This is a genomic window from Streptomyces sp. NPDC026062, assembly GCF_055568375.1.
The window spans coordinates 29,987-52,639 of the sequence record NZ_JBVHOQ010000017.1; the positions used below are offsets into that span (position 1 = coordinate 29,987).

The 22,653-nt window shown below is 69.2% G+C and carries 17 protein-coding genes; 10 read left to right on the forward strand and 7 right to left on the reverse strand.

The features are described 5' to 3' along the window. The first annotated feature begins 356 nt into the window (after positions 1-356). The gene (locus ACZ4LX_RS17425; protein WP_467645025.1) at positions 357-2,207 is read left to right on the forward strand and encodes a glycoside hydrolase family 3 protein; all 1,851 of its coding nucleotides are present in this window, start codon (positions 357-359) and stop codon (positions 2,205-2,207) included. Between the two features lie 50 nt (positions 2,208-2,257). Here ACZ4LX_RS17425 and ACZ4LX_RS17430 read toward each other — a convergent pair whose 3' ends face one another. From ACZ4LX_RS17430 to ACZ4LX_RS17440, 3 genes are all read right to left on the reverse strand, one after another. Beyond that, positions 2,258-3,733 carry a S28 family serine protease gene (locus ACZ4LX_RS17430; RefSeq protein WP_467645022.1) on the reverse strand — a complete coding sequence of 492 codons (1,476 nt, stop codon included), beginning with the start codon at positions 3,731-3,733 and terminating at the stop codon, positions 2,258-2,260. Positions 3,734-3,852: 119 nt separating this feature from the next. After that, positions 3,853-4,269 carry a hypothetical protein gene (locus tag ACZ4LX_RS17435; RefSeq protein WP_467645019.1) on the reverse strand — a complete coding sequence of 139 codons (417 nt, stop codon included), beginning with the start codon at positions 4,267-4,269 and terminating at the stop codon, positions 3,853-3,855. Positions 4,270-4,386: 117 nt separating this feature from the next. After that, positions 4,387-8,175 carry an ABC transporter ATP-binding protein gene (locus tag ACZ4LX_RS17440; RefSeq protein WP_467645015.1) on the reverse strand — a complete coding sequence of 1,263 codons (3,789 nt, stop codon included), beginning with the start codon at positions 8,173-8,175 and terminating at the stop codon, positions 4,387-4,389. Between the two features lie 882 nt (positions 8,176-9,057). Here ACZ4LX_RS17440 and ACZ4LX_RS17445 point away from each other — a divergent pair. Beyond that, on the forward strand, positions 9,058-10,629 hold the full coding sequence (locus ACZ4LX_RS17445; protein WP_467645130.1) for an ABC transporter substrate-binding protein: 1,572 nt from the start codon (positions 9,058-9,060) through the stop codon (positions 10,627-10,629). 133 nt (positions 10,630-10,762) lie between these two features. Here ACZ4LX_RS17445 and ACZ4LX_RS17450 read toward each other — a convergent pair whose 3' ends face one another. The 3 genes from ACZ4LX_RS17450 to ACZ4LX_RS17460 form a co-directional block, all read right to left on the reverse strand. Further along, positions 10,763-12,472 carry a thiamine pyrophosphate-binding protein gene (locus ACZ4LX_RS17450; protein ID WP_467645010.1) on the reverse strand — a complete coding sequence of 570 codons (1,710 nt, stop codon included), beginning with the start codon at positions 12,470-12,472 and terminating at the stop codon, positions 10,763-10,765. Then, positions 12,469-13,437, reverse strand: a complete 969-nt coding sequence (gene speB, locus ACZ4LX_RS17455) for an agmatinase (RefSeq protein ID WP_467645004.1) — start codon at positions 13,435-13,437, stop codon at positions 12,469-12,471. Before speB ends, ACZ4LX_RS17450 begins: the two co-directional genes overlap by 4 nt. Positions 13,438-13,726: 289 nt before the next feature. Further along, on the reverse strand, positions 13,727-14,626 hold the full coding sequence (locus tag ACZ4LX_RS17460; protein ID WP_467645000.1) for a LysR family transcriptional regulator: 900 nt from the start codon (positions 14,624-14,626) through the stop codon (positions 13,727-13,729). Between the two features lie 78 nt (positions 14,627-14,704). Between ACZ4LX_RS17460 and ACZ4LX_RS17465 the strand changes: the two genes are divergently transcribed. The 3 genes from ACZ4LX_RS17465 to ACZ4LX_RS17475 all read left to right on the forward strand — a co-directional run bounded on the left by ACZ4LX_RS17465 (position 14,705) and on the right by ACZ4LX_RS17475 (position 17,725). Continuing rightward, positions 14,705-15,967, forward strand: a complete 1,263-nt coding sequence (locus ACZ4LX_RS17465) for an MFS transporter (RefSeq protein WP_467644996.1) — start codon at positions 14,705-14,707, stop codon at positions 15,965-15,967. A 150-nt stretch (positions 15,968-16,117) separates the two neighbouring features. Continuing rightward, the gene (locus ACZ4LX_RS17470) at positions 16,118-16,774 is read left to right on the forward strand and encodes a cyclase family protein (RefSeq protein WP_467644992.1); all 657 of its coding nucleotides are present in this window, start codon (positions 16,118-16,120) and stop codon (positions 16,772-16,774) included. Positions 16,775-16,804: 30 nt separating this feature from the next. Continuing rightward, on the forward strand, positions 16,805-17,725 hold the full coding sequence (locus ACZ4LX_RS17475) for a LysR family transcriptional regulator (RefSeq protein WP_467644986.1): 921 nt from the start codon (positions 16,805-16,807) through the stop codon (positions 17,723-17,725). A gap of 7 nt (positions 17,726-17,732) precedes the next feature. Here ACZ4LX_RS17475 and ACZ4LX_RS17480 read toward each other — a convergent pair whose 3' ends face one another. Beyond that, positions 17,733-18,323 (reverse strand): pyridoxamine 5'-phosphate oxidase family protein, encoded by a 591-nt coding sequence (locus tag ACZ4LX_RS17480; RefSeq protein ID WP_467644981.1) that lies wholly within the window; start codon positions 18,321-18,323, stop codon positions 17,733-17,735. 369 nt (positions 18,324-18,692) lie between these two features. Here ACZ4LX_RS17480 and ACZ4LX_RS17485 point away from each other — a divergent pair, with 369 nt between their 5' ends. The 5 genes from ACZ4LX_RS17485 (at position 18,693) to ACZ4LX_RS17505 (ending at position 22,602) form a co-directional block, all read left to right on the forward strand. Then, on the forward strand, positions 18,693-19,412 hold the full coding sequence (locus ACZ4LX_RS17485; RefSeq protein WP_467644977.1) for a 2OG-Fe dioxygenase family protein: 720 nt from the start codon (positions 18,693-18,695) through the stop codon (positions 19,410-19,412). Positions 19,413-19,452: 40 nt separating this feature from the next. Further along, on the forward strand, positions 19,453-20,409 hold the full coding sequence (locus tag ACZ4LX_RS17490; protein ID WP_467644974.1) for an iron-containing redox enzyme family protein: 957 nt from the start codon (positions 19,453-19,455) through the stop codon (positions 20,407-20,409). A 14-nt stretch (positions 20,410-20,423) separates the two neighbouring features. Next, positions 20,424-21,383, forward strand: coding sequence for a fatty acid desaturase family protein (locus ACZ4LX_RS17495; RefSeq protein ID WP_467644969.1), 960 nt, complete (start codon positions 20,424-20,426; stop codon positions 21,381-21,383). Beyond that, positions 21,376-21,747 (forward strand): hypothetical protein, encoded by a 372-nt coding sequence (locus ACZ4LX_RS17500; RefSeq protein WP_467644964.1) that lies wholly within the window; start codon positions 21,376-21,378, stop codon positions 21,745-21,747. The genes ACZ4LX_RS17495 and ACZ4LX_RS17500 overlap by 8 nt, the downstream gene beginning before the upstream one ends. A gap of 234 nt (positions 21,748-21,981) precedes the next feature. After that, positions 21,982-22,602, forward strand: coding sequence for a DUF7691 family protein (locus ACZ4LX_RS17505; protein ID WP_467644960.1), 621 nt, complete (start codon positions 21,982-21,984; stop codon positions 22,600-22,602). The last annotated feature ends 51 nt before the right edge of the window (positions 22,603-22,653 follow it).

A 22,653-nucleotide genomic window follows, 5' to 3' on the forward strand; every position in this document is an offset into this window, starting at 1 on the left:
CGTCAGCGCACGGCCGCGTCAGCGCACGGCCGCGTCAGCGCACGGCCGCGTCAGCGCACGGCCGCGTCAGCGCACGGCCGCGTCAGCGCACGGCCGCGTCAGCGCACGGCCGTGGGAAGGGAATCAGGCCCGGCGCCCGGCGCGGGGCCGCACCGCAGCCGACGCGGGAAGTGGACCGGAGCCGGCGTCCGGAGTGGATCAGGGTGTGCGGAGACGCGCTCAAAACGGTCCGCACCCTTGACCGGAAGTTATTTTCTGGATATCCGTGATCCTTGGCAGTTTCTTTCACCACGGTTTCTCTCACCGCAGTTCCATTCATCACCCCCTCGTCACCGAGTACGGCCGAAGGAGCTCACGTGCACGACCGCACCTCCAGACGCACCCTCCTCACCGCCACCGCAGCCACGGCTGTCGCGGCGGCCGCGGGTATGGCTGTCGCCCCCGGCGCCGTCGCCGCCCCGAAGTCCGCAAGCAGCAGCCACACCTCCGCCGCCACCACGCGTCGGCTGAAGAGGCTCATCTCCCGGATGAGCCTGGAGGAGAAGGTCGGCCAGCTCTTCGTCATGCGGGTCTACGGGCACTCCGCGACCGAGCCCGACCAGGCGGACATCGACGCCAACCTCGCCGAGATCGGGGTGCGCACCGCCGCCGAGATGATCGCCAAGTACCACGTGGGCGGCATCATCTACTTCGCGTGGGCGCACAACACCCGTGACCCGCACCAGATCGCCGATCTCTCCAACGGCATCCAGCGGGCCGGTCTGGCGGAGCCCAACGCCGTGCCGCTCCTCATCTCCACCGACCAGGAACACGGCATCGTCTGCCGGGTCGGCGAGCCCGCCACGCTGATGCCGGGCGCGATGGCGCTGGGCGCGGGCGGTTCGCGGTCCGACGCGCGGCGGGCCGGGCAGATCGCGGGCGCCGAACTGGCGGCGATCGGGATCTGCCAGAACTACGCCCCGGACGCGGACGTCAACGTCAACCCGGCCAACCCGGTCATCGGCGTGCGCTCCTTCGGCTCCGACCCGCAGTCCGCGGCCGCGATGGTCGCCGCCCAGGTGAAGGGGTACCAGAGCGCCGGGATCGCCTCCACGGCCAAGCACTTCCCGGGTCACGGCGACACCAGCACCGACAGCCACACCGGCCTTCCGGTGATCACCCACACCCGCGAGCAGTGGGCCGAGCTGGACGAGCCGCCGTTCCGGGCGGCGATCGCGGCGGGCATCGACTCGATCATGACGGCGCACATCGTGGTTCCCGCCCTGGACCCGTCCGAGGACCCGGCGACGCTGTCCAGGCCCATCCTCACCGGCATCCTGCGCGAGGAACTCGGCTACGACGGTGTCGTGGTCACCGACTCGCTCGGCATGGAGGGCGTGCGGACGAAGTACGGCGACGAGCGGGTGCCGGTGCTGGCGGTCCAGGCCGGCGTCGACCAGCTGCTCAACCCGCCGAGCCTGGATGTGTCCTGGAACGCCCTCCTGGCGGCCGTCAGGAGCGGCGAGGTCAGTGAGGCCCGCCTCGACGAATCGATCCTGCGCATTCTGCGGCTGAAGGCGAAGCTGGGGCTGTTCGACGACCCGTTCGTCAGCCACCGGGGGGTGGACCGTACCGTCGGCACCCGCTCGCACCTCGCCGAGGCCGACCGGATCGCGGAGCACACCACCACGCTGCTGGCCAACCCCGGTGCGCTGCTGCCGATTTCGCGCCGCTCGCACAAGAACGTGCTGGTGGTGGGCGCCGACCCGGCCTCCCCCTCGGGCACGACGGGCCCGCCGACCACCACGATGGCGCAGGAGTTCAACGCGCTGGGGTACACGGCCACCGCGCTGTCCACCGGCATCACCCCGACCAAGGCGGGCATCGAGGCGGCGGTGGCCGCCGCCCAGGGCAAGGACGCGGTGGTGGTGGGGACGTACAACGTCTCGGCGGCCAGTCCGCAGCGCGCCCTGGTGACGGCGCTGGCCGCGACCGGCGTGCCGGTGATCACGGTCGCGATCCGCAATCCGTACGACATCGCCCAGCTGGCCGGGACCGGATACGCGGCGAGCCTGGCCGCGTACTCCTGGACCGACGTCGAACTGCGGGCCGCCGTACGGGTGATCGCGGGCCGGGCCGAGCCGGAGGGGAAGCTCCCGGTGCCGGTGCAGCGCGCGGACGATCCCGCGCAGGTGCTGCACCCGGTGGGTTACGGGCTGAGTTACTGAGCGTTCCCGCGCCGGCGGCCCCTCGGAGGGGCCGCCGGCGCGGGGTTCCGCTACGGGCGCCGGACGCCGAGCCGGTGCTCGGTCGTCAGGTCCTTCTTGTCGAGCCGCGCGTCGAACTTCGCGAGCGGCTTCGCCTGCGAGGGGTCCGCCTGGACGGCGGCCGGGGCGACGCCCGCCCAGCGCAGGATCGCGGCGGTGGCCGTGGCGTTCTCCGCGGGGGCCAGACCGGCGACGTTGGAGCCGTGGTTGCCGCCGGGCACCGTGAAGACGTAGCTGTCACGGGCACCCGCGCCGAGCCGGAAGCGCTCGGCGCCCCACGGGTCGTTCTCGCCGTACACGTACAGCATGTTGCTGGCGTGGTGCTTCACCCAGGTGTCGATGTCGCGCATCACCGAGGGCTGGAACTTCATCGGGATGGAGCGCGGCACGAAGGTGCGCGGCGGCTGGTAGCCGTAACGGCTGAGCCCGCCGAGCCAGGGCTGCTTGATGTCGGGCGAGCCGAGCTGGGTGCCCGCCTGGTAGTAGTACGGCGTGTAGGTGGCCAGGCCCTGGTCCGCGTAGGCGGAGAAGCCGGAGATCGAGTCGATCGAGTCCCAGATCGCCTGGTCGGTGGCGTTCGGGGCGTCGGCCGGGATGGTGTCGCAGTCGGCGAGCAGGCTGTACTGCCAGTACGCCCAGACGTAGTCCATGACGACGGCCTCGTAGGCCTTGTCGAGAGTACCGACGGTGGTGAAGGTGTAGCCGTTGTCGGCGGCGTACTGCTCGTACTTCTTCTCCAGCGGCTCCCGGCGGACCAGTGCCTCGCGCTGTACGCCCTGGAGCCTGTCGCGGCACTCCTTGGTGCCGACGTTCGCGAAGAACCGGTCGTACGCCGAGTCCTCCTTGTTGACCGCGTCGTTGGGCGCGACGTACGCGACGACGCCGTCCATGTCCTTCGGGTAGAAGCGCTCGAAGTACGTGGCGGTCATGCCGCCCTTGGAACCGCCGGTGGTCAGCCAGTTCTTGGAGTAGATCCCCTTCAGCGCGGTGAAGACCCGGTGCTGGTCACTGGCCGCCTGCCAGATGTCGAGCTTGGACCAGTCGGCGGGCGACGGGCGCGACGGGGTGAAGAACCGGTACTCCAGCGAGACCTGGTTGCCGTCGATGATCCGGGTCGGCTCCGAGCGGCTGGGGTTGGTGGAGACGTTGTAGCCGCTGGTGTAGAAGACCGTGGGGCGGGAGGTGTCCTTGTGCAGCAGGGTGACGCGCTGCTGGAAGGTGCCCTTGGACGGGTGCCGGTGGTCGACGGGCTGGGTGTAATTGAGTACGAAGTAGCGGTACCCGGCGTACGGCTTCTCCTCGATCAGGCTCATTCCCGGGATGGCCAGGATGCGGTCCTTGATGTCCGTGCTCGTACCGCTGTCGCCGGCGGCGGTACGGACCGCGGCCGGTTCCGCGGCGGTGGCCGCCCCGGCCGAGGCGCCTGTCGCACTCACCGTGCCGATGAGCACCGCAAGCGACAGAAACCCTCTGAGCGCCTTACGCATTCACCCTCCCCAAGATTCACAACAGACGTCGTGAACCTAGCCGGGCGATACCCGCACCACCAGCCCCTGCCGCCCGGTCATGCACGCGTGTCGCCGGGTCGTGCGCTCGCGTCGCCCGGTCAGCACAGGATCCAGCTCGTGGTTCCGGTCTTTCCGGCGATCGTCCCCGAGGCCCGGACGCAACGGTTCAGCGCGTGGACGGTCACCGGTCCGGCCCGCTGGGTGAAGGAGCCGCTGTCGACGACGGGCCGGCCGCCGCGGGGCTGGATCTGTACGGACATCTGGCGGCGCTTGCCGGGCTTCGCCGCGACGGCGGTGGCACAGGCGTAGTCGCGGGTGCGGTAGACGCGGAGCTCTCCCGTCGAGAACTTCACCGTCTTCGCGGGCCGTCCGGCACACACCGAGGCGGCATGGGCGGTGCTCGCCTCCACACCGCCGGCGACGAGCCCCAGGCTGGTCGTCAGCGCGAGGACGAGCAGGCGGCGCGGGCCCCCGCCTCCCGTGCGCCCGCCGTGTCTTCCGGTCCCTCTGGTCACCAGCAGCCCCCTCACCTCATCGAACGCACACGCCCCTACCCGACCCCCGTACGCGCACACATGTATCTGCCTACGACGCGGAAGGCCGTCCGGAGGTTGCGTCCGCGTTCCGCCCGCTCACACCCCCGCGGGCTCGTCCTCCCCTATGAAGGTGCGCCACAGCACGGCGTAGTGACCGTCCAGGGCGAGAAGTTCGTCATGGGTGCCGTCCTCGACGACCCGGCCGTGGTCCAGCACCACGACCCGGTCGGCGCGGGCCGCGGTGGTGAGGCGGTGGGCGACGACGAGCGTGGTGCGGCGGCCCGCGAGGCGGTCGGTCGCCTGGTTGACCAGGGCCTCGCTGGCGAGGTCCAGGGACGCGGTGGCCTCGTCGAGCAGCAGGATGTCCGGGTCGACGAGCTCGGCGCGGGCGAGCGCGATCAGCTGACGCTGGCCGGCCGAGAGGTTGCGGCCCCGTTCGGCGACCTCGTGGAGGTAGCCGCCCTCCAGGGTGGCGATCATGTCGTGCGCGCCGACCGCCCGTGCCGCCGCCTCCACCTCGGCGTCGGTGGCCTCCGGCCGCCCGTACGCGATGGCGTCCCGCACCGGGCCTGCGAAGAGGTACGCCTCCTGCGGTACGACCCCGAGCCGGTGCCGGTACGCGGTCATGTCCAGTGCACGCAGATCGGTGCCGTCCGCCGTGATCCGGCCGCCCGTCGGGTCGTAGAAGCGGGCGACGAGCTTGACCAGGGTGGACTTGCCCGCGCCGGTCTCGCCGACGAACGCGACGGTCTGCCCCGCCGGGATCCGCAGGTCGATGCCGGTGAGCGCGGCCTCCTCGCCGCCGTACGCGAAGGACACGTCCTCGAACGCGATGTCGCCGCGCAGCGACCGCACCTCCAGCGGTTCGTCCGGTCCCGCGGTGGATGTCGGTTCCTGGAGGAGTTCCTGGATGCGGCCCAGCGAGACGGTGGCCTGCTGGTAGCCGTCGAAGACCTGCGAGAGCTGCTGCACGGGAGCGAAGAACAGATCGATGTAGAGGAGGTAGGCGACCAGCGCACCCGCGGTCAGTGTGCCGTTGTCGACCCGGCCCGCACCGACGACCAGTACGGCGGCGGCGGCCACCGAGGACAGCAGCTGGACGAACGGGAAGTACACCGAGATCAGCCACTGGCCCCGGACCCGGGCCTCGCGGTAGTGGTCGCTGCGCGCGGCGAACCGGTCGGCGCCGTCCCGCTCGCGGCGGAAGGCCTGCACGATCCGCAGACCCGAGACGGACTCCTGGAGGTCGGCGTTGACGACGCCGATGCGCTCACGGGCCAGCTCGTAGGCCTTGACGCTCTTGCGGCGGAAGTAGAACGTGCCGACGACGAGCACGGGCAGCGTCGCGAAGACGACCAGGGCCAGTTCCACGTCGAGGACCAGCAGCGCGACCATGATGCCGAAGAAGGTGACGGCGGAGACGAAGGCGGTGACCAGACCGGTCTGGAGGAACGTGGACAGGGCATCCACATCGGTCGTCATCCGGGTCATGATCCGGCCGGTCAGCTCGCGCTCGTAGTAGTCCAGTCCGAGGCGCTGGAGCTGGGCGAAGATCTTCAGCCGCAACGAGTAGAGCACCCGCTCGCCGGTGCGGCCGGTCATCCGGGTCTCACCGATCTGGGCGGCCCACTGCACGAGTACGACGAGGAGGCCGAAGGCGGAGGCGGTCCAGACGGCGCCGAGCGCGAGCTGGGTCACGCCCTCGTCGATGCCGTTCCTGATCAGGACCGGCAGGAGCAGGCCGGCCCCGGCGTCCATGGCCACCAGTACCAGGCTGACGAGCAGCGGCAGCCCGAAGCCGCGCAGCAGCCGCCGGAGCCCGTAGGAGTCCTCGGCGTGCACGGCGCGGGCCTCGTCGACGTCCGGGGTGTCCGTCGCCGGGGGCAGGGCCTCGACCTGGGCGAGGAGCTCGGGGGTGGCGGGGGCGCCGGCCGTGTCGGTGCCGCGCGCCTCCTCCTTGCGGACCCACAGCTCGGGGGTGATGCCGCGCTCGGCGTCGGACTCGGCGTCGATCTCCTCCTGGAGGGTGCGGTCGTCCTCGGGGTCCGGGGCGGCGGCCCCGAGCCGGTGACCGGGTGAGGTGCCGCCCAGCTCGTCCGGGTCGGTGAGCAGGCGCCGGTAGAGGGCGGAGCGCAGCTCCAGCTCCTCGTGGGTGCCGATGTCGGCGAGCCGGCCGTTGTCCAGAACGGCGATCCGGTCGGCGAGGCCCAGGGTGGAGCGGCGGTGCGCGATCAGCAGGGTGGTGCGGCCGGCCATGACCTGGCGCAGCGCCTCGTGGATCTCGTGCTCGACGCGGGCGTCGATGGCGGAGGTGGCGTCGTCGAGGAGGAGCAGCCGGGGGTCGGTGAGGATGGCGCGGGCGAGCGCGATGCGCTGGCGCTGACCGCCGGAGAGGGTGAGCCCGTGCTCGCCGACCGTGGTGTCGTACCCGTCGGGCAGCTCGGCGATGAACCGGTCGGCCCGGGCGGAGCGGGCGGCCTCCTCGATCTGTTCGTCGGTGGCACCGGGGAGCCCGTAGGCGATGTTGGCGCGGATGGTGTCGGAGAACAGGAAGCTGTCCTCCGGTACGAGTCCGATGGCGGCCCGCAGGGAGTCGAGGGTCAGTTCCCGGACGTCGTGTCCGCCGACGAGGACGGCGCCGTGCGTCACGTCGTAGAACCGGGGCAGCAGCAGCGAGACGGTGGACTTGCCGCTGCCGGACGCGCCGACGAGGGCGACGGTCTCGCCGGGTTCGATGGTCAGCGAGAAGCCGTCGAGGACGGGGCGCGACCCGGCTCCGCCTCCGAGGTCCCCGTCACGGGCGGGGACGGAGGGCGACGGAGCGTAGCCGAACCGTACGTCCTCGAACTCGACGCCGGCCGGGGCGTCGGCGGGGAGGTCCTTGGTGCCGTCCTGGAGGGACGGCTCGGTGTCGATCAGTTCCAGTACGCGCTCCACGCCTGCGCGGGCCTGCTGGCCCACGGTGAGGACCATGGCGAGCATCCGGACCGGGCCGACGAGCTGGGCGAGATAGGTGGAGAACGCGACGAAGGTGCCGAGGGTGATCTCGCCGCGGGTGGCGAGCCAGCCGCCGAGGGCCAGCATCGCGACCTGGCCGAGGGCGGGGACCGCCTGGAGCGCGGGGGTGTAGCGGGAGTTCAGCCGGACGGTGCGCAGCCGTCCGGCGAAGAGCCGGCGCCCGACCTCGCGCAGCTTGCCGGTCTCCTGGTCCTCCTGTCCGAAGCCCTTGACGACGCGGACGCCGGAGACGGCCCCGTCGACGACTCCGGCGACGGCAGCGGCCTGCGACTGGGCGTACCAGGTGGCGGGGAAGAGGCGGGAGCGGGAGCGGCGGGCGATGAACCAGAGGGCGGGGGCGACGGCGATGGCGACGAGGGTCAGCAGCGGCGAGAGCCACGCCATGATCACCAGGGAGATGAGGAAGAGCAGAACGTTCCCGATGGTCATCGGGAGCATGAACAGCAGGCTCTGGATCAGCTGGAGGTCGCTGGTGGCACGGCCGACGACCTGGCCGGTGGAGAGCTCGTCCTGGCGCTTGCCGTCGAGGCGGGTGATCGTCCCGTACATCTCGGTCCGCAGGTCGTGCTGGACGTCGAGGGCGAGCCGGCCGCCGTAGTAGCGGCGGATGTAGGTGGAGACGTACACGAGCGCGGCCGCCACGATCAGCAGCCCGGTCCAGACGGCCAGGGAACGGGTGTGGCCGACGACCACGTCGTCGATGATCACCTTGGTGACCAGCGGGACGAGTGCCATCACCGCCATTCCGGCGAGCGACGAGCCGAGCGCCAGCAGCACGTTGCGCCGGTAGCGCCAGGCATAACCGCAGAGCCTCCGCGCCCAGCCGCGCGGCTGCCCGCCGTTTCCTTGCTCCGCTGCGTCCGACACCCGGTGCCTCCCGTTCGACCTGCTCTGCCGGAAGGCACCAACGCGGTGGGCTGCGGATTTCATCCCGCCGCAACAAATACGGGACCTTCGGCGTAGGACCTCGGACGGGGCGTTCCGCGCGGGACTGCGGACAGGGCGGCGGCCGGGGCCCGCGTCGCTGGACCGCGGACAGGGCGGCCGGGCCCTCCGCTCAGGAGGACCGCGGACAGGGCGGCCGGGCCCTCCGCTCAGGAGGACCGCGGACGCGGTGGTCGGCGGCCTCCCGGCGGGCGTGGAACGCGACGGTCCGGGCCGGGCCGGTGGAGGCCGGTTCCCGTTCGTGGTGACCGGTGATGGCGGCCTCCTCGGCAAGCCGGAAATGTCCTCGCCGCCCCGGGCGGGGACATTCCAGTCCCACCCGGAATCTTCGGGCACGGGATTGCGATATCCGGTCGTCCGGCGTTCACCTGAAGGTCCTCAATCTGTTCGCATACACCGACAGGTTGTACAGAGATACGAAGCATCCGGCTTGAAGGGGTAAATCGCCGAGGTATCAGGACAGCCCAGGTCGCAGGGGTGAGTCCAGGGGGTTCGCGGGCTGTTGGATGAAGATTTTTTTCGTACGATGTGACAGCGCGCGTCGCGGTATACACGTAGATTGCCAACATCACTACGAGATGGAAATCGACCTGCCAACTACAGTTCACCGGCTGACATTTGGTGGTCAGTCAACATGTTGAGAGTTCCTGGCGAACACCGAGTCCGAGCAGTACGTCGGTCCGCAATCGAGCCCGGCAGGGCCGACTGCGCTGGACGGTCACGGTGTTCGCTGTCGTTTCCGACCTGATCCGGCTGTCCGGGGACACCCCCCATGCGGCCGGCCGAGAGCATGAGGAACGTTCTGTGAAAGTTCGCACGAGGCTGCCCAGCACCCTGATCGCCGGGGGGCTGGCAGCAATGTTATTGACGGGTTGCAGCTCTCAGGGCTCCGACAGCCGGATGGTCGTCGGGATGTCCGACGCCATCCTCGCCACGGATCCTGCCTCGGGATACGACCCGGGGTCCTGGCTGTTGTTCAACAACGTATTCCAGTCCCTGCTGAGCTTCCCGCCCGGAGCGTCCACTCCCGTGCCGGAGGCCGCCAAGGAGTGCAAGTTCTCCGGCGGCAGCAAAACGTACACCTGCACCTTGCGTGACGGGCTGAAGTTCAGCAACGGCAACAGCCTCACCTCGGAGGACGTCAAGTACTCCTTCGACCGGACGATCAGGATCAACGACCCGGCGGGCCCCGCCCCGCTGCTCTCCACGATCTCCTCGATCAGCACCCCGGACGACGAGACCGTCGTCTTCCGCCTCAAGGTGCCCGACGCGACGTTCCCCAGCAAGATCGCCTCGGGCGGCGGTTCCATAGTGGACAGTGAGGTCTACCCCGAGGACAGCCTGCTCGAGGGCGGCAAGGCGGTCGGTTCGGGTCCCTACAAGCTGAACTCCATCGACAAGGAGAAAGCCGTCTTCTCGGTCTACCCGGACTATCACGGGACCGCCGAGGTGAAGAACTCGGGCGTGACGCTGGAGCTCTACCGGGGCAACCAGCAGGCCTTGCAGTCCGCTCTGCAGAAGGGCGACGTCGACATCGCCTATCGCGGCCTCAGCGCCAAGGCGATAGCCGCTCTGGATACCTCGTCCACCGCGGCGAAGGGTGGCATCGAGGTGGTCCAGGGCAACAGCGCCGAAGTCCAGCACATGGTCTTCAACATGGACGACCCGGTCGTCGGCAGGCTCGCCGTCCGGAAGGCCATCGCCTACCTCGTCGACCGCAACTCCCTGGTCAGCGAGGTCTACGAGTCCACGGCCGCACCGCTCTACTCGATCATCCCGGTCGGCATCACCGGCCACGGCACCTCCTTCTTCGACACCTACGGGGACAGCCCGAAACCGAAGCAGGCGAAGGCGGAGCTGCGGGGCGCCGGCATCACGGACAAGGTGAGGCTCACCCTCTGGTCCACACCGGACCGGTACGGGCCCGCCACCGACGACGAATTGCAGACCATCGCCGATCAGTTGAACCGGAGCGGGCTCTTCGACGCCAGCATGAAGTCCGTCCCCTTCGACGAGTACGAGAAAGGCATCGCCGACGGCAAATACGGCATCTACGTCAAGGGCTGGGTGCCGGACTACCCCGATCCGGACAACTTCACCCAGCCGTTCTTCGGCAAGGGCAACGTCCTGTCGAACAACTACGACAACGGCGAGATCGTCGACCGGATCATCCCGCGGACCTCGTCCATGACGGATCGCGCGAGCACGCGGCAGGAGTACACGAAACTGCAGAACATCGTGGCGCAACAACTGCCGATTCTGCCGCTCTGGCAGGGCAAGCAGTACGCGGTCGCCCATGAGAACGTCCGAGGCCTGCAGAACTGCCTGGACACCTCGACCGTCTTCCGGTTCTGGGAACTCAGCACCGCTTACTGAGACGCGCCGCACGTCGAGTGAGCCGGACCCGAGGCATCAGAACTGCCTCAGGTCCGGCCCACTCGTCAGCTGACGGCTCCGGCGCCCGGCAGCGGGCGGGGGCGCCTCGTCGCGGAAACGGCCGGGACAGCCCTCAGGCCGAAGGCCCGGCGACGCCCTCCATATGCGTCGGCTCGAACATCCGCAGCAGCGCCGGCAGCACGACGACCGAGGGGCCGGGCCGCGCGAGCGCCTCGGCCAGGTCGTCGGCGAGCGTCCCGGGGCTCGTAAGGACCCCGGGGACACCGAAGGACTCGGCGAGGGCGACGAAGTCCGGGCGGGACAGTTCCGTCGCGCTGGTCTCGCCGAACGCCTCGGTCATGTACTCGCGCAGGATGCCGTAGCCGCCGTCGTCGACGATCAGCCAGGTGACCGGGAGGCCGTACTGGCGGGCCGTGGCGAGTTCCGCGATCGAGTACATCGCGCCGCCGTCGCCGGAGACCGCGAGGACGGGCTTCGTGCGGTCGGCGACGGCCGCGCCGATGGCCGCCGGGAAGGCGTAGCCGAGGCCGCCCGAGCCCTGGGCGGAGTGCATGGTGCCGGGCCGTCGGGCGTCGAAGGCGGCCCAGGCCCAGTAGGCGAGGATCGTCATGTCCCAGAAGCTGGGGGACGCGTCGGGCAGGGCGGCCCGGATCGCGGCGAGGAGGTGCTGTTCCAGGGTGCGTTCCTGGGCGGCGATCCGGTCCCGTACCCGCCCGAGCAGGGCAGTGACGCGCTCGGCGGCGGCCGGGTCCTCGCGCGGGGTGACCGCTTCGATGAGATCGGACAGCGCGTCGCGGGCGTCGGCGTGGATGCCGAGGGCGGGGTGGTTGGACTCCAGCTTCCCGGCGTCGGCCTCGATCTGCACGACCCGCCCGCGCGGGGCGAAGGTGTGGTAGTTCGAGGACAGTTCGCCGAGGCCGGAGCCGACGACGAGCAGGACGTCGGCGTCCTCCAGGAAGTCCGTCGTGTGCCGGTCCTCGATCCAGGACTGGAGCGAGAGCGGGTGCTCCCACGGAAAGGCGCCCTTGCCGCCGTAGGTGGTGACGACGGGGGCGCCCAGCTTCTCCGCGAGGACGCGCAGCTTGCCGGAGGCGTCGGAGCGTACGACTCCGCCACCCGCGATGACCGCCGGACGCTCCGCGTTCGACAGCAGGTGGGCGGCGACGGCGATGAGCTCGGGACGGGCGTGCACCTCGCGCGGGGCGGCGTCCATCGCCGTGACGACGGGCAGGGTCGTCACGGCGGTGAGCACGTCCTGCGGGATCTCGATCCAGACCGGGCCGTGCGGGGCCGTGAGCGCGGACTCCCAGGCGGCGGCGATCGCGGACGGGATCTGCGAGGCGGTGCGGACGGTGTGGACCGACTTCACGATGTCGCGGAACGACGCCTTCTGGTCGCGCAGCTCGTGCAGATAGCCGTGGCGTCCGCCGCCCAGGCCCGCGGTCGGGATCTGGCTGGAGATCGCCAGTACGGGTGCGGAGCCGGCCGCCGCCTCCTGGAGGGCGGCGAGCGAGGTGAGCGCGCCGGGCCCGGTGGACAGCAGGAGCGGGGCGACCTCGCCGGTGACGCGCCCGTACGCGTCGGCGGCGAAGCCCGCGTTGTTCTCGACGCGCAGGCCGACATAGCCGAGGGACGAGCGGCGCAGCGCGTCGAACATGCCCAGCGCGTGCTGACCGGGCAGGCCGAAGACGGTGGTCGCGCCGAGGCCCCGGAGCGTCTCGACGACGAGGTCGCCGCCGGTGCGTCCGGGCGGGGGGTCCAGTGCGGCGGCGATCTGCGCGGGGGTGAGCTCGGGCCGCTCGTCGTGGTGGTCGTGACTCACTTCTCGCGCGCCTCCGCGATCTGCCGGGTCATGATCGTCGTCAGTTCGTACGCGGTGTGCGAGGCGGCGACGGAGGTGATCTCGGCGTGGTCGTACGCGGGGGCCACCTCGACCAGATCGGCGGAGACCAGGTTGCAGGAGGACAGCCCGCGCACGATCTCCAGCAGCTCACGGGAGGTGAGGCCGCCGGCCTCGGGGGTTCCGGTGCCGGGGGCGTGTGCCGGGTCCAGCACGTCGATGTCGATGGAGATGTAGAGCGGCCGGTCGCCGATGCGCTGCCGCAGCTGGTCGGCGACCTCGTCGACGCCGCGCCGCATCACATCGGCGGAGGTGACGATGCCGAAGCCCATCTTGGCGTCGTCGGTGAGGTCCTGCTTGCCGTACAGCGGGCCGCGGGTGCCGACGTGGGAGAGCGCGGACGTGTCGAGGATCCCTTCCTCGACGGCCCGGCGGAACGGGGTGCCGTGGGTGTACGCGGCACCGAAGTAGGTGTCCCAGGTGTCGAGGTGCGCGTCGAAGTGGAGCAGCGCGACGGGTCCGTGCTTCTTGGCGACGGAGCGCAGCAGCGGCAGCGCGATGGTGTGGTCGCCACCGAGCGTCATCAGCCGGGCACCGGTGGCGAGAAGGTCGTCGGCGGCGGCCTCGATGGTCTCGACGGCCTCGTCGATGTGGAACGGGTTGGCCGCGATGTCCCCCGCGTCCGCGACCTGGGCCAGGGCGAACGGCGAGGCGTCCTGTGCCGGGTTGTACGGGCGGAGCAGCCGCGAGGCCTCACGGATCGCGTTGCCGCCGAAGCGGGCGCCGGGCCGGTAGGAGACACCCGAGTCGAAGGGCACACCGACGACGGCGACGTCCGTCGCGCCCACCTCGTCGAGGCGGGGCAGCCGCGCGAACGTCGCGGGTCCCGCGTACCGCGGGACGCGGGACGAGTCGACGGGGCCGCGCGGCGTTTCGTTGCTGCTCATGGGCGGGTGGCCTTTCCTTCGGTTACGCGCTGCTCGGAGTGTGCCGGATCTCCCGCGACGGCACGGCGGCGCTCAACGGCACGGAGCACTCGTACGGGTCCGTCGATGGCGCCGGGGCGGCGGGGCATCCCTCTGAAGCGTACGTTTCGCCCGTTCTCACCGGAGGAGGGGGATGACCGGTGAGGAGGCGGACCGGCGGGAGGACGGCCCATGGGCGGACGGCCGGGGACGGGGCGTCCGTACCGGCTTTCGGGGACCGGCCCGAACGGCCTTCTCCCCCGCCCGGACATCAGCTCGTGGCCGGCCACTGCGACCGTGCCAGCGAGGTGAGGGTGCGCAGCGCGGCCGTGGGGCGGCGGTCCTTGTGGACGACGAGGTAGATGCCGAGGACAGGGCGGTGCGCCCACGGCAAGGGGCTGAGCTCCCCCCTGGCGATCTCGTCGGCAACGGCGACGGTCGGCAGCAGCGCCACACCCAGTCCGGCCGCGGCGCAGCGCTTGAGGGCCTCCGTGCTGACGAACTCCATGGTCGCGGGCCGGATCGCGGCTCGCCCGAGCTCGCGGTCCATCACCTCTCTCTGTGCGCATCCCTTCTCGATGAGCAGCAGGGTCTCCTCGGCCAGATCCGCTGTCCGGACGGGGCCGCCGTGTGCCAGCCGGTGCTGGGGGCGGGCGACCAGGCTCAGCTCTTCCTCCGCAAGTCTCCCGGCGGTCACGTTGGGCCCGCTGACCTCCTCCTCAAGCAGGAACCCGGCATCCAGACTGCCTTCGCTGAGCGCGTTCATCAGGGCCGTCCTGCTCGCCGCGCCGAAAGCCACCTGGAGATAGGGGAAGCGGTCCTTCAGCGCTCCCAGCACGGTGGGCAGCCGGTGTGCGCACAGGCTCTCCGGTGCGGCGATGCGCAGCGTTCCCCGTACGCGCTGCGGGTCGCTGCTCGCGCCGCGCACGGCTTCGGTCGCTCGCTCCGCGTGATTGAGGAGTGTCCGGGCGTGCCCCCGCAGCTCGCGGCCGGCGTCCGTGAGGGTGACCCGGCGGCCGAGGCGTTCGAAGAGCGGAACGCCGAGATCTGTTTCGAGCGCCTTGATGTGTGCGGTGACGCTGGACTGCACGTATCCCAATTCCTCGGCCGCCCGGGTGAAACTCAGCCGCCGGGCGACCACGACGAATGTCGCAAGATGCTTCAGCTCCACCCATCGATCGTATTCATCGATCGAAACCATTGCAATCATTCGTTGGACGCGATGGATGGGAGTCGGAAGACTTCACGCATGGCCTTCTCCGCAACAAAGCGCGGCAAGAGCTCCGGCAGGAACACCCGCACCGGCCTGGCCGGGCGCGACTTCCTTCTCCTCCTGGCCGCGACGCTCGGCACCTTCTCCAACTACGCGCCGCTGTTGTCGGTCGCACCGCTCTGGTCCGCGGAGGGCGGCTCGGGCTACACCGCCGTTGGCGCCGCGACCGGTGTGACGATGGCGACGACGGTGGGCGTGCAGCTGTGCATGTCATGGCTGCTGAAGCGGGTGAGCCTGCGCCGGATGCTGGTCATGGGATCGCTCCTCCTGGGCCTGCCCACCTTCGTCTACCCGGTCTCGGCGGCCATGGAATGGGTGCTGGCCATCTCCGCCGTGCGAGGTGTCGGCTTCGGAATGGTCGCGGTGGCCGGCAGCGCGCTCGTCGCCGAGCTGATCCCGGCGGACAGCAGGGGCAGGGCGGTGGGCTGGTACGGCGTCGCCGTCGGTCTCCCCCAGGTGGTGTGTCTTCCCCTGGGGGTGTGGGCCGCCGAACACGTCGGGTTCACCGCGGTCTTCGTCACCGCGGGCGTCCTGAGTGTGCTGGCGGCGCCCCTTGCCGCCGCGATCAAGGTGCCCCCACCCGCCGACGGCGCCCCCCGGCAGCCCCGGGCCAGGACGGGCCCGCTCCGTCTGCGTGCGGTCGGCAATCCGTTCACCGTCCTGATCACGACCGCCTGTGCGCTGGGTGCGGTCACGTCCTTCCTCCCCCTCGCCCTGGCGCAGCCGTCCGCGGCCACCCCCGCGCTGTTCCTCCTGTCGGGCGCGGTCATCGCCGGCCGCTGGGTCGCCGGCATCGTCAGCGACCGCTCGGGCGTGGGCCGTCTGATGGGGCCGAGCGTGCTGGCGTGTGCCGTGGGAATGGGCGGCTTCGGGCTTGCCGCCGCGCACCCCGACGGTGTGGCGGTGCTGTCGGCCGCGGCGGCGGTGATCTACGGCCTGGGCTTCGGCGCGCTCCAGAACGACACATTGGTGCTGATGTTCCAACGCTCCGGCCGCAACGGCCACGGCATGGCCAGCACTCTGTGGAACATGGCCTATGACGCGGGCACCGGAGCCGGAGCCGTGGCGGTCGGCCTGACCTCCCATGCCCTGGGCATCGACGGCGCCTTCGCCGCGGCCGCGACCCTGATCCTTCTCGTCGTCCCCCTCGCGTTCCGCGACGCACGCGCCGCCCGCCTCCCGGACACGGCCTCCGCGCAGAGCCCTCCGGCCGAAACTGCCGCACGCAAGCAGCAGTAGGCATATGGCCAAAACCTGAAAGGCCTTCTTGTACCGGACCGAACCCGCCGACCATCCTTGTTCGAATGCAGCAGAAAGGCAGTCCCGATGGTGAACAGCTCACCTCTGCCCCGTTCCCAGGGCAGGTTCCGCCACGGCGGACCCGGAAACATGTTCATAGATCTCAGCCATGAGATCGTGCCCGGCACGAGCGCCTACCCGGGCCTGCCGCAGCCCGTCCTGACGAGCCAGATCTCCCGCGAGCAGTCGCGCGAGACATACGCGCCGGGGACAGAGTTCCACACGGGCAAACTCTGCCTGGTGGGCCAGACGGGCACCTACCTCGACGTGCCCTTTCATCGCTACGCGGACGGGTACGACCTCACGGCTCTCGATCTCGCCCGAGTCGCCGGTGTGCCGGCCACCGTGATCGAGACGGACAAACAGGAGATCTCCCCCGAGTGCTTCTCGGGCCATACCCTGCGCGGCCGTGCCGTGCTCATCAGGACCGGATGGTCCCGATACTGGGGCACGGACAGCTACGCAAGCGGTGAGCACCCCCACCTTTCCGCCGCTTCCGCCGCACTGCTCGCCGACGCGGGACCGGCGCTCGTGGGGATCGACTCCCTCAACATCGACGGTACGCACACGCGCGAACGCCCCGCGCACACCGAGCTGCTGGGTTCGGGAATTCCCGTCGTCGAGCACCTGACGAACCTGTCTCTCATTCCAGAACAGGGCGGAAAATTCACCGCGGTTCCCATCAAGGTGGCAGGCCTCGGCACATTCCCGGTGCGCGCGTTCCTCACGTACTCCCGCTGGATGTGACGTTGCTCGGCCCCTGAAGAGAGCGGAGTAATGGCCAACCTGCAGCAGTTCCGGACGTTACACACTGTGCACTCATACGGAGGCATCCATGCCGCGGCCAAAGCGCTCCATCTGTCGCCTTCCGCGGTGTCCCAGCAGATCAAGGTGCTCGGCGCGGAGTGCGGGTTTCCCCTGGTAGAGCCCGAGGGGCGCGGTATCAGGTTCACGGACGGGGGCTCCGTGATCGCTCAGGTGGCCTCGCAGATCGCCGAACTCTGGGAAACGTCCGTCTCGCGTCACCAGGACACCGAAACGGCTCAGCCCCGTAGCAAACCGACCGTCGCCCTCGGCTCCTTCCCTTCCGCCATGGGAAGTTGCGTACTCCCGGCCCTGGGCGGCGCCGGCGATCTGCCCTTCAATCTCCAAGTGTTCGAGACCTCGCCCCATGAGGGCCGCGACCTGGTCCAGGCCGGCAGCCTGGACGCCGCGGTTTCCATACAGGAGGCCGCCGAACACGAGGACGTGCGCTTTCGGACGGTGCCGCTGCGGCACGAACCCTTCCTGCTGGTCGGCCCGCCGAGTCTGCTCTCCACGGCGGTCCGGTCCGGCGCCGAGTCGCTGTCCATGCTTCCGTGGGTTCTGCCGCGCGTCGGCTCGGACTGCGACCGTCTGGTCACCTCGCACTTCGCACGCTACGGGGTTCTCACCCGCCCGGTCGGCCGCACCGACGACTGGGCCCTGGCACAGGAGATGGCCTTCGCCCTCCAGGCGATCACCTTCGTTCCCTCGTCGGCGCTCATCCGACGCGACGGACTGACCCGCTCGATGGACATTGCCGGTATACCCGCCCCCACCCGGACGATCGTCCTGGTCACCAAGGCGTCGGAAGCGCCGTCCAGTTGGTCCGTCATCCTTCAACAGCGGCTCAAGCGCGCCTATACCCGCACCTCAGGTTTCGCCCACGGTGGCTGAGAAGTCCCTACGGGTTCCGCAGACGCACCAGGCCCTCGTACTCGGCCTTGAGCTTCCAGTCGGGATCCGGCGTGACCCGGTCCGGGCGCGGGATGTACTTCGAGTACGCGCCGTGCCGCACGTCGTGCAAGTAGCGCGGGCAGTTCTCGAAGACCTGCCTCACCTCGACCTCGACCACGGCATCGGCCTCGGGGAACGAGGCGAGGACACGGTCCTCCGTCGACACCCGTGCCGTGCCGTTCACGCGTAACTTGATCGGCTTCTCGTAGTCGATGAACAGCAGTCCCACATGCGGGTTCTCCAGTATGTTTCCCAGACTCCGGAACATGCCGTTTCCGTCATAGCTGGGAAACCGGAGCAGGCCGGGAGTCGGCGCCTGCACAAATCCCGGCAGCCCGCCCTTGTACGAGCAGTCCGGGAAGCCCTGGGAATCAGCCGTGGCGAGATAGAAGCAATCCGCCCTGCCCACCAGGGTGAGCGCGGCCTCGTCCAAGCTGTCCGTGACGTAATTGGCCGCGATGTGATCGGCCACTCGCCGTGTGCCGAGATCGGCCTGGATCCGCCTCGCCCCGCTGTTGTAAAAATTCTCATTGCTCACGATTGGGACATCCTCCCTCGGTGCGTTCCCTGGGCGCCCGCGTGCCCGCATGCGTCGCCAGAGAGAATCATGCGGCCGTCACATACGGCCGGCAACAACCGTGCACATTTGCCGCATGGTTGTTCCCCGCGCATGGCCGGGCCGCGCGAAATTCCCCGGTGAGGCGCCACCCAGGATTTCCCCAGGTGGCACGTGTCCATATCTTCCGGGCCATCGACGCCGATCCCGAATGACCCGATTTCGATCGTTCCGATCTTCTGAAGAGTCCAGAGACCTCACGGCGAACGCCGGAATACTCTTCCGCAGCAGGTCAGCACAGCCCGGTCGAGCTGTGCACCACACCCGAACCGCCTCTGACAGGAGGAGATCATGCCGGCCTCGGATTGGGCAAAATTACTCGTGGATCAGCTCTTCGTGAGCGGGGACGTAACCGACCTGATCGACGACCAGAAGAGCTTCGAAAAAGAATGGCCAACTTTCGTCGAAAGCTGGTCCCGGCTCCCGGTGGACTCCTTCATGGCCCACGGCGAGACCTACCGCCTGCGGAGGCATTCCGTCTTCAATGTCTCGGGAACCGGGGACATAGAGGAGACGGCAGCGAAGCCCTACGTGCAACCGCTCGCCATCAACCACCTCAACGGTGACGTGCTACGGACTTATGAACCGATCGAGAAGGAGATCGCTCCGAGTGAATTGTTCCGGGGCCTCCTTATCGGAATAACATCGGTTCTGAATTCCGTTCACGACCCCCAGACATGGCACCATCAGTGCTTCCAGAACCGCATACTGGCCAGTAGCGAAAAATCCGGCAATCCGACTCCCGAAGGAATACACCGGGACGGCGTCGACTATGTGGTGACCTTGCTCGTGAACCGTCACAACATTGACGGTGGAGAAAGCGGGATCTACGACGCGGAGAGCCGGAGAAAAATTCACTCAGAAACACTCCTGCGCCCCGGAAGCATGCTGCTGGCGGACGACGCGAAGACACTGCACGACGCGACCCTCATCACACCGCAGCAGGACGGCGAGGAGGCCTTCCGAGACGTATTCATCGACGTCATCACGCGCGGAACCAGGCCTCACTGAAATTTCCACACCCTGTCCGTCGACAGAAAGGGAAAGCACCGTGACCACATTTTCCGCAGAACGCACATCCGCAACTTCCCACCAGGACCGGATCAACCAGGCATTTCCCCCCGAGGGTGGCACCCCCGACCCCACCGTGCGGGAAGCGCTACTGAGCCGGCTGCACACGCACTACATCGATTACATGTCGGGACCCGAGGATTTCTCCCGGATTCCTCGGCTCAATGCGGACCCGGAAATAGTCTCCATCGAGAATTCGTGGCTCGCCTGGGAGGACGCCCAGGTCGCCCCCCACTCGCTGCCCGGAAGCGGTGCCGAATTCCACGACTGGTTCCTTGAGGTGTCGGCGCAGCACACACAGCCCGAATTCTGCGACTACCTCGCCCGGAAAGCCACCATGGAAGAAATGGCACTCTTCTTCATGGGAGAGGAGCTGGTAGACAGTAAATTCGACGACCTCATGGCGATGGTGCAGATCGGCACCGAGGGCCACACAAAACTCACCATTGCCGAGAACTACTGGGACGAGATGGGCGAGGGGGACATCTCCCGCGTCCACACCCGCATGTTCGAGCACTCCGCCGTCTACATGCGGGCCCGGCTGGCAGACGCCGGCATAGGCCGGGAGGCACTGCTGTGCCCCGAGGCATTCGAGAATGCCTGCCTGCTGCTCATGTACGGCATCCACCGCCACCTCAATCCCCGCGCGCTCGGGGCGATGGGCGTGCTGGAGCAGAGTGCCTCGCCCCGCTTCCAGGCCATGGTGGACGGATGCAACCGCCTGGACGTTCCCCCGGACGTCATCGACTACCAGCGGGTGCACGTGCACGTCGACGCCGACCACGGCGCGGAGTGGTTCAAGGGCGTGTTCCTGCCGCTGGTGGACCGGTCGCCCGAGCTTCTGCGGGAGATCGCGCTCGGCGTCGCCACCCGGGTGCGGGTGGCCAACGCCTACTACGAACGGATCTGGGACGCGATGCGCAAGCTGTCCGGCTGAGAGGGGAGAAGAAGATGGCCGTCACCACGCCGAGCGGTTCGCCTCAACTGCTCTTCCGTAAGCGCCGGGTCTCGGACTGGGACCAGGCGGTCTTCACCACCAAGGTCGCGCTGGCCTGCTGTCTTGCCGTGGCCGCCGGGTATCTCGCGCTGAGCCCCAGGTGGCCGGTGGCGCTGACCGGCGCGCTGCTGCTCGGCGCCGTCTACACCCACATGGTCGAGCTCCAGCACCAGTGCCTGCACCATTCCGCCTTTCAGTCCGCGAGACTCCACCGGTGGGTGGGGGTGCCCCTGGGTATTCCCCTGCTGGTCACCTACAGCCACTACCGGGTGAGGCACCTCCAGCATCACCGGTACCTGGGGACCCCGCAGGACTCCGAGTTCTTCGGGTTCGACAACCGCAAGCCGATCACTCCGGGCCTGCTGGTGCGCGGCCTGCTGGACTACCCCCGGCTCGTCACGGTGCTCCGGGACATCATGCGCAGCTGGACCGGCAGGTGGTCGTACGACGTCGGCCAGATCGCCGAGCGGCGGCGACGGGAGATCGTCACCGAGTACCGGCTGCTCGGACTGGTGATCGTGGCGGCTGTCTCCGCTGCCGCCCTCGGTCTGGCCGAACCCCTGGTCCGGCTCTGGTTGCTGCCCCTGGTCTTCGCTGTTCCGCTCCACTTCCTGGTGGAGGTCCCGGAACACCTGATGTGCGAAACAAGCACCAGGGACGTGCTGCGCAACACGCGCTCGATCCGGGGCAGTTGGCTGTCCACCTGGTTCACCAACGGGAACAATCTGCACATCGAGCACCACGCGGCGATGGTCGTTCCGATCAACAGGCTGCGCGAACGCCATCATGAGGCGGAGGAACAGGGCGTCCACGTGGAGCGCAGCTACGGCACCTTCTTCCGCAAGCTGGCAGCAGTCGCGTGGCAGAACAGGAAGTCCACCGGCACGGCGTCGGACGGAGCCGCTCATGACTGACGTACGTCACCAGTACGCCGTGCTGGGCAGCGCCGTACGCCACGCGAGCCTGCTCGCCACCGAGGTCGTGCCCGACGCGGACAGGATGTCGTGCATCGAGGACGTTGTCCGTATCGAGGTGCGGGAAGGCGAATTCAGCATCCGGCTGGAGTCGTCGGCACCGGACTCGACACAGCTGCGGTTCCAGGCCACGTTCCGTGAGAACAAGTCCGCCGGTGGCACCTGGTGGTCGAGCTGGGAGGTCGAGGTGCCGTCGGGTCCGGGCTCCCCGGAAGTGGGCGAAGTCCTGGCCACCGAGATACGGCAGAGCCGGCGCGCGTTCGCCCGGGCGCTCAACGACACGAAGTACGGCCACGCCGCCTGACCGGACCGGACCGCGCCTCGGACCACCGGTCCGCGAAGCGCGCGCCGACGCCGGCAGGCCATCCCCTCAGGGGCGCCGCCCCGGAACGGGCCACCGGATCCTCCGGTGGCCCGTTCCGGGGTGGTCGGCTCCCGGCCCGCCCGGCCCGGCGCCCGACAGCAGCCGCAGGCGCGGCAGTTCGACGAGCAACCGGGCCTCGCCGGAGTGTCAGTGGCAGCGCCTAGGGTTCGGTCCATGAGTTCTTCCCTGAGCGTCTACCTGCTGGACGTCGCTGCCACCCGCGCCCTGGTCGGATCCCGCGACGACCAATTGCTGAACGTGATACGCACCAGGTTCGGGCAGGATCTGGCCCGCGACGACGACTACCACGGTGACGCGATCGAGCAGGGCTCTCCCACGGCGGACGAGGCACTCACCGCGGTCATCCACGGCGGCCCCTTCAGCGACAACCGGGACCATGCCTTCCAGTACGGCTACGCCTACCAGCGCATATGCTCGCTCACCGGCGTGTTCCTGCGCAACGACTGCTTCACACCGCACAGGGGCGACTGGCTGTCCGTCGTCGATCAGGGTCTGGAGGCCCTGGGCATCACCGCGGTGTCCGTGGACGCCTTCAGTCACGGCGGTCCGCCGGATCCACTGCCGTACACCTACACACCGGGCTGCGGCGAGTGGTCGCCCGAAGACATCGCCCTGGCGCTCCAGCAGTTCGAGGCCGCCAAGCGTGCCGCCGACGAGTCGGGGAAGGCGCCGGCGCTTGAGCCCGAAGTCCTTGAGGCCGTTATGCAGTGCGTCGCCTGGATGCGGCGCGCGAAGGCGCGACCGGGTTTCGGCGTCATCGGTTTCCGCATCTGATGTCAGGACCTGGACGGTGGGGGTGACCTGTCGTCCCCACCGGACGGCCGG